This window comes from Aureimonas sp. Leaf427, assembly GCF_001425485.1.
GTDB lineage: Bacteria > Pseudomonadota > Alphaproteobacteria > Rhizobiales > Rhizobiaceae > Plantimonas.
The window spans coordinates 1-9,271 of sequence record NZ_LMQW01000035.1; the positions used below are offsets into that span (position 1 = coordinate 1).

General features: G+C 65.7%; 7 protein-coding genes. 2 read left to right on the top strand and 5 right to left on the bottom strand.

Annotated features, from left to right (window positions below; genetic code table 11):
* Window positions 1-508: 508 nt before the first annotated feature.
* From ASG62_RS17655 to ASG62_RS17675, 5 genes are all read right to left on the bottom strand, one after another.
* Window positions 509-910: an acyl-CoA thioesterase gene (locus tag ASG62_RS17655; protein ID WP_056700255.1), complete on the bottom strand. Its 402-nt coding sequence runs from the start codon at window positions 908-910 to the stop codon at window positions 509-511.
* Between the two features lie 170 nt (window positions 911-1,080).
* Window positions 1,081-2,586, bottom strand: a complete 1,506-nt coding sequence (locus tag ASG62_RS17660; protein ID WP_056700244.1) for a tripartite tricarboxylate transporter permease — start codon at window positions 2,584-2,586, stop codon at window positions 1,081-1,083.
* Window positions 2,587-2,596: 10 nt separating this feature from the next.
* On the bottom strand, window positions 2,597-3,070 hold the full coding sequence (locus ASG62_RS17665; RefSeq protein WP_056700242.1) for a tripartite tricarboxylate transporter TctB family protein: 474 nt from the start codon (window positions 3,068-3,070) through the stop codon (window positions 2,597-2,599).
* Between the two features lie 112 nt (window positions 3,071-3,182).
* Complete coding sequence (locus ASG62_RS17670; RefSeq protein ID WP_056700238.1) at window positions 3,183-4,154, bottom strand: Bug family tripartite tricarboxylate transporter substrate binding protein; 972 nt, start codon at window positions 4,152-4,154, stop codon at window positions 3,183-3,185.
* A gap of 170 nt (window positions 4,155-4,324) precedes the next feature.
* Window positions 4,325-5,650 carry an MFS transporter gene (locus tag ASG62_RS17675; RefSeq protein WP_413814219.1) on the bottom strand — a complete coding sequence of 442 codons (1,326 nt, stop codon included), beginning with the start codon at window positions 5,648-5,650 and terminating at the stop codon, window positions 4,325-4,327.
* Window positions 5,651-5,976: 326 nt separating this feature from the next.
* Here ASG62_RS17675 and ASG62_RS17680 point away from each other — a divergent pair, with 326 nt between their 5' ends.
* Together ASG62_RS17680 and ASG62_RS17685 are read left to right on the top strand one after the other, a co-directional pair.
* Window positions 5,977-7,728 (top strand): sensor histidine kinase, encoded by a 1,752-nt coding sequence (locus ASG62_RS17680; protein WP_056700235.1) that lies wholly within the window; start codon window positions 5,977-5,979, stop codon window positions 7,726-7,728.
* A complete protein-coding gene (locus tag ASG62_RS17685) occupies window positions 7,725-9,050 on the top strand; it encodes a sigma-54-dependent transcriptional regulator (RefSeq protein WP_056700232.1) in 1,326 nt (441 codons plus the stop codon). The genes ASG62_RS17680 and ASG62_RS17685 overlap by 4 nt, the downstream gene beginning before the upstream one ends.
* The last annotated feature ends 221 nt before the right edge of the window (window positions 9,051-9,271 follow it).

Sequence of the window (9,271 nt, forward strand, 5' to 3'; positions counted from 1 at the left end):
CTTGCCCTCCTGCCGGGAGGATCGGCTCGGCCCATCCGAGCAACCCTCGAACAGACAGTGTAGGGCAAGCCGCCCGGCCAAGCGGACATACGGTCTTACTCAATATCATGGGAAGCAAGTGGCTCCTCGCCGCAATCAGAGCCTGACCAGGCAGCCACGGCGCACTGGTCCATCCCATCAAGCGAGCCGACCGCATCGTCCTGTTCCACGATAAGCACAAAACGCAGCTACAGAGCGCCGCCTTTCGATGTCCAGCCATCCGGTCAGTTCCAAAACGTCAAACAACAACCGGGCTCGATGTTTTGACACGGCCTGCACCCTTCCCGGTCGTTGACGAAGGTAGTCTCGCTTCCCAAAAGCTGACGGTCGACGAGCGTGCGTTGATGCTGCCTCAGCGTTGCATCTTCGCTGCACGCTGGAGAGCAGCTGGCGACGGAAATGCGAGGAAGACTTTGCGATAATACATTGATCGATCATTCAAGGGCTGCTTCAGCCATCATCTGAAGGCTTATGCAACGGGATCGATCGGTCGCGGCTTCCGATCGGTGTCGATTGCAACGAAGGCGAAGTCGCCCTCGGTGACCTGCTCCACCTCCTCGCCTGCCCGGCTTCGACGCCAAGCTTGGACGTTGATGCGCATGGATGTGCGACCGACATGCAGGATCTCCGCATAGAGGCTGACCTCGTCGCCGACGTAGACGGGCCTCATGAATCGCATCGCCTCGATGGCGATGGTAGTGCAGCGCCCACGGGCTCGCCGGGCTGCGGCTGTTCCAGCCGCCAGATCCATCTGAGCAAGAAGCCAGCCGCCGAAAATGTCACCCGCAGGGTTGGTATCCGCCGGCATGGCAATCGTGCGCAATGTCGGGATGGGAGACGGTGCGCGGGTAGGCAGTTCCGCCGTTTCCATTTTGAACTCCTTGACTAAGGTGGAGAAAGAGAGAGCGCGGCTGGCTATCTTCATCGATGTCCGCCCTGCCTGTATCTGGCTTGGACGTTCGCCGAGGTGGCATAGGTATGCCCCACCTCAACAGCCGCGTCTCAAGCGCAGGGCTTTTGGAGCCATGGGCTCCGATCCCATCAGTCGTCCTCGACGAAGACTTCCTTGCGCTTGTTGCGGATGGAGGGGAGGAGGGCGAAGACGACGCAGGCGAGGCCGATGGCGAGGAGGGTCGCCGAGATCGGCCGTTCCAGGAACACCATGGCGTTGCCGCGCGAGATGATCATGGCGCGGCGCAGGTGCTCCTCCAGAAGGGGCCCGAGCACGAAGCCGAGGAGCAGCGGCGCCGGCTCGCAGCCCAGGCGGATCAGGACGTAGCCGAGGACGCCGAACAGGCCGATTGCATAGACGTCGAACGGGTTGTTGTTGATCGAGTAGCAACCGATGGCGGCAAACAGCACGATGGCGGGGAAGAGCATGCGGTAGGGGATGGTCAGCATCTTCACCCAGATGCCGATCAGCGGCAGGTTCAGGATGACGAGGAGGACGTTGCCGATCCACATGGAGGCGATGATGCCCCAGAACAGGGCGGGCTGCGTGTTGATGACGTTGGGTCCCGGCGTGATGCCCTGGAGGATGAAGGCGCCGACGATCAAGGCCATGACGGGATGGGCGGGGATGCCGAGCGTCAGGAGCGGGATGAACGAGGTCTGGGCGGCGGCGTTGTTGGCGCTTTCCGGCCCGGCGACGCCCTGGATCGCGCCGTGGCCGAACTCCGACTTGTCCTTGGCGAGGTTCTTTTCCATCGAATAGGAGGCGAAGGAGGAGAGGACGTGGCCGCCGCCCGGCAGGACGCCGAGGATCGAGCCGAGCGCCGTGCCGCGGAGCACCGGGCCTATGATGCGCCGAAAGTCCTCCTTCGTCAGCCAGAGCCCGGCCACCTTCTTGACGCCGACCTCGCGCGTCGTCTCGTTCTCGAGGTTGCGGAAGATCTCCGCCACGCCGAAGACGCCGACCGCGATGGAGACGAAGTTGATGCCCTGGTAGAGCTCGAGCTGCCCGAGGGTGAAGCGCGGCGTGCCGGTGTAGATGTCCTGGCCGACCGTGCCGAGCAGCAGGCCGAGGCAGATCATGGCGAGTGCCTTCACAATGGAGCCGTGGGCGAGCGAGATCGAGACCAGCAGCCCCAGAACGATCAGGGCGAAGTATTCCGGCGCGCCGAACTGGAGGGCGACGCGGGCGAGCGGCGGCGCGGCAATGGCGAGCAGCAGCGTGGCCACCGAGCCGGCGAAGAAGGAGCCGAGCGCGGCGGTGGCGAGCGCGGTGCCGGCCCGCCCTTTCCTCGCCATCTGGTAGCCGTCGATGGCGGTGACCGCCGAGGAGCTTTCGCCCGGCAGGTTGATCAGGATGGCGGTGGTCGAGCCGCCGTACTGGGCGCCGTAGTAGATGCCCGACAGCATGATCAGCGCCGTCACCGGCGAGAAGGTGAAAGTGATCGGCAGGAGCATGGCGATGGTGGCCGTCGGCCCGATGCCGGGCAGGACGCCGACCAGCGTGCCGAGCAGCACGCCGACGAAGCACCAGAAGACGTTGACGGGGGTGAGCGCCGTCTCGAAGCCGAGCGCGAGATGAGACAGGAGTTCCATGGACCGCGCCTCAGGAGAAAGTGAGAAGGGGGCCGAAGGTCGGCAGGGTGATGCCGAGCCCGACCTTGAAGACCAGCCAGCACAAGGCCGCCATGGAGGCGGCGATGGTTAGCGCCGAGACGACGGAGTTCTTCGCCGAGGCGAGCGCCACGATGGCGGTACCGACGAAGACCACGGGCACGAGGCCGAGGAGTGAGCCGAACTCGCCGAAGATCACCAGCGCTGCCAGTATCAGCACGATCCCCTTCCAGGGAACGGGCGTCCGTTCGATCCGCTCGTCCTTCTTCAACCCCGAGACGATGATCATGAGCCCGAAGACGGCGAGGAGGATGGCGAGCGTCATGGGAATGAAGCCCGGTCCCATGCGGATCGCCCGGCCCATGTCGTAGTTCGACGCCTCCCAGCCGAACCCCGCCGCGAACGCGACAAAGATCAATCCGGCAAAAACGTCACGGCGTGACGTCACGCCCGATGTGGTCTGCATCTACTAGCCTCCCAACTTACAAGGTGAAACGAGCGACCGGAGCTTCCCAGGCTCGGGGAGAAGGGCGGCCTCGCGCCGCCCTCCGATCGTATCGGACGGGTTCGTCCAGCGCCTATTCGATCTTGGCGCCGGCCGCCTCAATCACCGGCTTCCAGCGGGCGATCTCGGTCTTCACGTGGGCGGCGAGCTCCTCCGGCATGCCGCCGACCGTCGTCGCGCCGACCTCGGCGAGACGCGCCTTCACCGTGGGGTCCGCGATCGCCTCGTTGGCCGCCGTATTGAGCTTGGCGACGATCTCGGGCGACATCCCCTTCGGGCCGAAGAAGGCGTTCCAGGTGTTGGTCTCGTAGCCCGGCACGCCCGCCTCCTCCATCGTCGGCACGTAGGGGAAGTTCGCCGCACGCTCCTTGGTGGTCACGGCCAGCGCGCGAAGGGTGCCCGTGCGGATGAACTCGGTCGAGGACGGCAGGTTGTCGAAGTTGATCGGCACCGCGCCCGACACCGCGTCCACCAGCGCCGGCCCCGAACCCTGATAGGGCACGTGGATCATGTCGGTGCCGGTCATCGACTTGAACAGCTCGCCCGACAGATGCAGCGGCGTGCCGTTGCCTGACGACGAATAGACCTCCTCGCCGGGCTTCTCCTTCAGCCGCGCGATCAGCTCCTGCACCGTCGTGGCGGGGTAGTTCTTGTTGACCGTGAGGACGTTCGGGACCGTCACCAGCCAGACGATCGGCGTGAAGTCGGCGATCGGGTCGAAGGGCGGCTTGGCGTAGAGCGAGGCCGACAGGGCGTGCGTGGCGATCGTGCCCATCAAGATCGTGTAGCCGTCGGGCTGGGCCTGGGACACGAAGGTCGCGCCGAGGTTGCCGCCCGCGCCCGCCTTGTTGTCGACGAGCACCTGCTGGCCAAGCTTCTCACTCATTTTCTGGGCGATCGTGCGCGCGACGAGGTCGGTGGAGCCGCCGGCCGCGAACGGCACGACGAGCGTCACCGGCTTGTCGGGATAGTCCTGCGCCAGGGCGCCCGCCGCCGTGGCGGCCAGAAGGGCGAAAGCGCCCGCGATGGTGGATAGGGTCTTCATGATTCCTCCCAGAAACAGCCCTTCGGAGCGGGCTTTAAAATGTTGGTGTTAGGCACGGTCGAGGAGCTGCCTGCCCTCGCGGTATCGGTTCAGGCCTTCTCTCCGAGTTGCACCGGCTAAGGGGCCTGGCGAAGTCTCCCGGTGCGTCCGCCCCCCGCTGAAGGGGTTCGTCAGTCCTCGACGATGGCGCTCTGCTTGCTGGTGTCGCGCATGAAGAGGTAGACCAGCAGCGAGACGCCGATCATGGCCGTCACGTACCAGTAGAAGCCCTGCTCCCAGCCCGAGCTCTTGAAGCGCAGCGCCACGAACTCGGCCGTGCCGCCGAACAGCGTGTTGGCCAGAGCATAGGGCAGCGCTACGCCGAGCGCCCGGATATGGGCGGGGAAGAGCTCGGCCTTCACCACCGCGTTGATCGACGTGTATCCGGTCACGATGATCAGCGCGGCCATCACCAGAAGCCCAGCGGTGAGTGGGTCCCGCGTCGTCTCCAGTGCCGAGAAGATCGGGTAGGTGAAAACGACCCCCAGGACGCCGAACGTGATCATCAGCGGTTTGCGGCCGATCTTGTCCGACAGGCCTCCAGCCAGTGGCTGCAGGAGCATGAAGACGAAGAGCGTCACCGCGTTGATCTCGCTCGCCACCTCGCGCGAGAAGCCCGAGGTGTTGACGAGGAACTTCTGCATGTAGATCGAGTAGGCGTAGAAGGCGAGCGTGCCGCCGGCGGTCAAGAACATGACCAGCGCGGTTTCCTTCGGGTGCTTGGTAATAAGCTGCCAGAAGCCGGATTTGGGCGCGTCGCCCGTCTTGGCGTTCTTAAAGCTCTCGGTCTCGGCCAGACCCCGGCGCAGCCAGAAGACGACGACCGCGAGCGCGGCGCCGATGAAGAACGGAATGCGCCAGCCCCAGGCGTTGAGGTTGTCGGGCGAGAGCGTTTTCTGCAAGACGATGAGGACGGCGATGGCGAGGAGCTGCCCGGAGATCAGCGTCACGTACTGGAAGGACGAGAAGAAGCCGCGTCGGCTCTTGCCAGCCATCTCGGAGAGATAGGTCGCGGACGCGCCATATTCGCCGCCGACCGACAGGCCCTGAAGCAGACGTGCGATCACAAGAAGCGTCGGTGCGGCGACACCGATCGTCTGGTAGTCGGGCGTCAGCGCGATGATGAGCGATCCCAGGCACATCAGCGTCACCGACATGGCAAGGCCCGCCTTGCGCCCCTTGCGGTCGGCGTAGAGGCCCATGATCCAGGCGCCGATAGGGCGCATGACGAAGCCGACCGCGAACACCGCCGCCGAGTTCAGGAGCTGAGCGGTCTGGTCGCCGGCCGGAAAGAAATGGGGGGCAAAATACAGCGCGAAGGCGGCGTAGACATACCAGTCGAACCACTCGACCAGGTTGCCAGTCGAGCCGCCGATGATGGATTTCAGCCGCGTGTTGCGATCCGGGGCGCCAGCCTTCGTATCGACCGGCGGGATGTTAAGGGTATCAGTCGTCACAGTCAGGTCCTTCCATCGTCGCAGGGAGCGGCGGCTTGCCTCAGGCGTCGGGAAGGATGCGATCGTGCGGCGGCCGGGCGGGCGTCGGTATGGGCCCGAAGGCCGGTGTACCTGATACCCTCGGGCCGGGCTCGCCCTCCTCCCGATGGACGCGCTCCGATGAGGTCAACTTGCCCGAGCCAACCCAAGCTATCGAGACAGGCGCCACATTTTCCGGTAACCCGTTCAAGTGACACGGAATTGCCTCAATGTCTCGAAGCGCTGTGGAGCCCTCGCGTGCAGGATTTTGCATGGCTTCGACGCTGTTTGTGCCGTATCCTGCACGAATGATCGAAGCGACTCGGACAAGGCGGGAACTAATCGTACTCGTCCTTGTGGCCGTTGTGGCTGCGGTGTGGTGGACGGCATCCGTCTGGACGCGGAGCGAGGCAATCACGGAGGCAAGTAAAGAGGCCGAAGCGCTCGTGCGCCAGCACAGTCGTCTGATCGACAGCGAACTCGCCCGCTTCCGGCTATTGCCCATCGTGCTCGGGGATTACGGCGACGTCGCGGAGGTCTTGACCCATCCGACCCCGAAGGCCGCCGCTCGGCTCAGCGGAAAGCTTGCGCTCCTCGCCCGCAAGACCGGGGCCTCACGGGTCTATTTCCTTGACTGGAACGGGCTCGCCATTGCGGCATCCAATATCGGGGAGGCCGACAGTTTCGTCGGTCAGAATTTCTCGTTCCGGCCCTACTTCACCGACGCAGTCCGGGACGGCTCGGCCGAATATTACGGCGCTGGCGTCATCACCAAGCGATCCGGCCTGTTCATCGCCCGCCGCATCGACGAAAGCGGGGAGGCCTTCGGGGTCGTCGTTGTCAAATACGAGTTCGACACGCTGTCCGGGACCTGGGCGAGCGATCCCGGCCAGACCTTGATCGTGGACGCCAACGGGATCGTGCTCGCCGCGCCGGACCCGTCCGAACTCCTGACCACCATCCGGCCTTTGGCGCCCGCAACGCGCGCAGCGATCCGATCCACCGGCCAGTACGGGGATGCGGCCCTGGCGCCCGGCGCCTATGCGCTAGAGGGCGCGGACCGGATCACGTCCCCGGCGGGCGCGTCCATGGTTCATGCTGCTCTGCCGATCGCTGGAACGGACCTGCGCCTCCTCCATCTCACGGACACGGAGCCCGCGCTGGCGGCCGCGGCGCGGCGCGCCACGCTGGTCGCGCTGGCGGCTGCCCCGCTCCTCGCTCTCATCGCCTCGGCCCTCTGGTGGCGGATCAGCCGCGCGGCTCGCCTTGCTGCTGACCGGCGCGCGCTGGAGGCCGCCGTCTCGGAGCGAACGGCGCAGCTTCAGGATGAGATGGGCCACCGGGCGCTCGCCGACCAGCGCTTCCGGCTGGCGCGCGAGGAACTGGCCCAGGCTAACCGTCTGGCGGCCCTCGGTTCGATCACGGCCGGCATGATGCACGAGATCAGCCAGCCGGTGGCGACCATCCGCACGCTTTCGGAGAACGCGCTCCACCATCTGGCGGCGGATCGGATGGACCGGGTGCGCGCGAGTCTGGGAACGGCGATCGAGATGACCGAGCGGATCGGCACGCTGATGCAGGAGATGCGCGGTTTCTCGCGCCGCGGCGAGGGCCGGGTCGGTCCCTTGCCCCTCGATGCCGTGATCGCGGGAACCATGCTCCTGATGGAGGATCGAATCCGCAAGGCGGGCATCCGGCTCAACCGCTCGCCGGAGGGGCTCGGAACCGTGTTCGGAGACAGGGTGCGGCTGGAGCAGGTGCTCGTCAATCTTCTGCAGAACGCGGTCGAGGCGCTTCACGATATCCGCGCCCCGCAGATCGACCTGATCGTGACTCGAGAGGGAGACACCATGCGCCTGACCGTCGCGGACAACGGGCCGGGCATCGACCCGCGGCTCGGCAAGGAAGTGTTCCAGCCGTTCGTCACCAACAAGCCCAACGGGCTCGGCCTCGGCCTTCGCATCGCCAGTGACATCATGGCCGATCTCGGCGGCTCGCTGGCGCTCGGCGTCTCGCCGCTCGGCGGCGCGGCCTTCGTCGTCACCATGAGGGCGGCATGAGCGTGGACGCGGCCGGCAAGGTCCTCCTGGTCGAGGACAACCCCGCCTTTCGCGCCGCGCTCGCCGACTCCTTCACCATCGCCGGGCTGGATGTCGAACTGCACGGCGACGGCCAGTCGGCGCTCGCCAGCTTGTCCGCGGCGCCGCCGGGCGTGGTCGTCACCGACCTGCGCATGCCACGCCTCGACGGCAACGAGCTCTTCGAGGCGATCCTGGCGCGCGACCGCGAGCTTCCGGTTATCCTGATGACGGGGCACGGCGACATCGCGATGGCGGTGGACGCGCTGAAGCACGGCGCCTTCGACTTCCTCGCCAAGCCCTTCATGACCGACCATCTCATCGCCTCGGTCCGCCGGGCGCTGGAGATGCGCCGCCTTGTCCTCGAAAACCGTCGGCTGCGCCAGGGGGCGCTTGAGGTGGACGAGGACATTCCGCTCGTCGGGCAGACTCCGACCATCGCGCAGGTCCGAAATACGATCCGGCAGATCGCCAAAGCCGATGTCAATGTACTTATCGAGGGCGAGACTGGCACTGGCAAAGAGTTCGTGGCGCGCCTCCTCCATCGCGGGAGTGCGCGCCGCGGCAAGCCCTTCGTCTCGGTCGACTGTGCTGCGCTGTCGGATACGTTGGTGGACGAGACCCTGTTGGGGACGCGCCTGCGTCGGGGGCTGATCGCGGAGGCCCATCGCGGGACGCTGTTCCTCGATGGGATCGAATCCATGTCACCGCTTCTCCAAGGGCGACTCATGGGCGTGGCCGAAAACAAGGAGGTGCCGGGCGCCAACGGGGAACCGAGCCCCGTCGACCTGCGCATCATCGCCGCCGCCAAACGCTCGCCTGTCGCCGGATCGGCGGAGGGGGCGGTCCGTCCCGATCTCCTCTACCATCTCGACGCCGTGCGGATCCGCCTGCCGCCGCTGCGCGAGCGGCGGGCCGACATCGGCCTCCTGTTCAGACTTTTCCTCGACGAGGCCGCCCGGCGCTACGGCGTTCCAAGCCCGCCCGTCGATGCCGCGATCGAGCGGCGCCTTCTCACCGACGAATGGCTTGGCAACGTGCGCGAGCTGCGCAACTTCGCCACGCAGATCGCCCTTGGTCTCTCCAACGGGCTAAGTCCGTCGAAGACGGACGGCGCAAGCAACTTGTGCCTCAACGAGCAGATGGACACGTTCGAAGCTGGCATCCTCACCTCCGCCCTACGTCGCTTGGACGGCGACGTCGGCGCGGTTGCGGAAGAGCTCCAACTTCCCCGCCGGAGCCTCTACGCGCGTCTGCAGCGGCTCGGTATTCATCCTGCCGAGCATCGTAGACGGCGCAGCTAAGACGGGCCAATCGAGGACAAAAACTGTCGTATGAGGAGGTTGCAAATCGTTCCGGTCGAGATGTTGCGACCGTCTGCTTCTTGACAGTCAGCCCCCAAAGCCGACTGTCGCCTTTCCGGAAGGGTTTCGGGCGCCGGGAGGCGTACGAAAGTCGCGGAAGAACGAACCCGCGGGATGCCGGTCGGTAGTCTATGGAGTTTTGGCCTGACGGCGGTGCAGGG

Excerpts from the sequence above, each read along its gene's own strand:
- ASG62_RS17655 (WP_056700255.1), bottom strand. The coding sequence starts at position 910 with ATGGAAACGGCGGAACTGCCTACCCGCGCACCGTCTCCCATCCCGACA.
- ASG62_RS17660 (WP_056700244.1), bottom strand. The coding sequence starts at position 2,586 with ATGGAACTCCTGTCTCATCTCGCGCTCGGCTTCGAGACGGCGCTCACC.
- ASG62_RS17665 (WP_056700242.1), bottom strand. The coding sequence starts at position 3,070 with ATGCAGACCACATCGGGCGTGACGTCACGCCGTGACGTTTTTGCCGGA.
- ASG62_RS17670 (WP_056700238.1), bottom strand. The coding sequence starts at position 4,154 with ATGAAGACCCTATCCACCATCGCGGGCGCTTTCGCCCTTCTGGCCGCC.
- ASG62_RS17680 (WP_056700235.1), top strand. The coding sequence starts at position 5,977 with ATGATCGAAGCGACTCGGACAAGGCGGGAACTAATCGTACTCGTCCTT.
- ASG62_RS17685 (WP_056700232.1), top strand. The coding sequence starts at position 7,725 with ATGAGCGTGGACGCGGCCGGCAAGGTCCTCCTGGTCGAGGACAACCCC.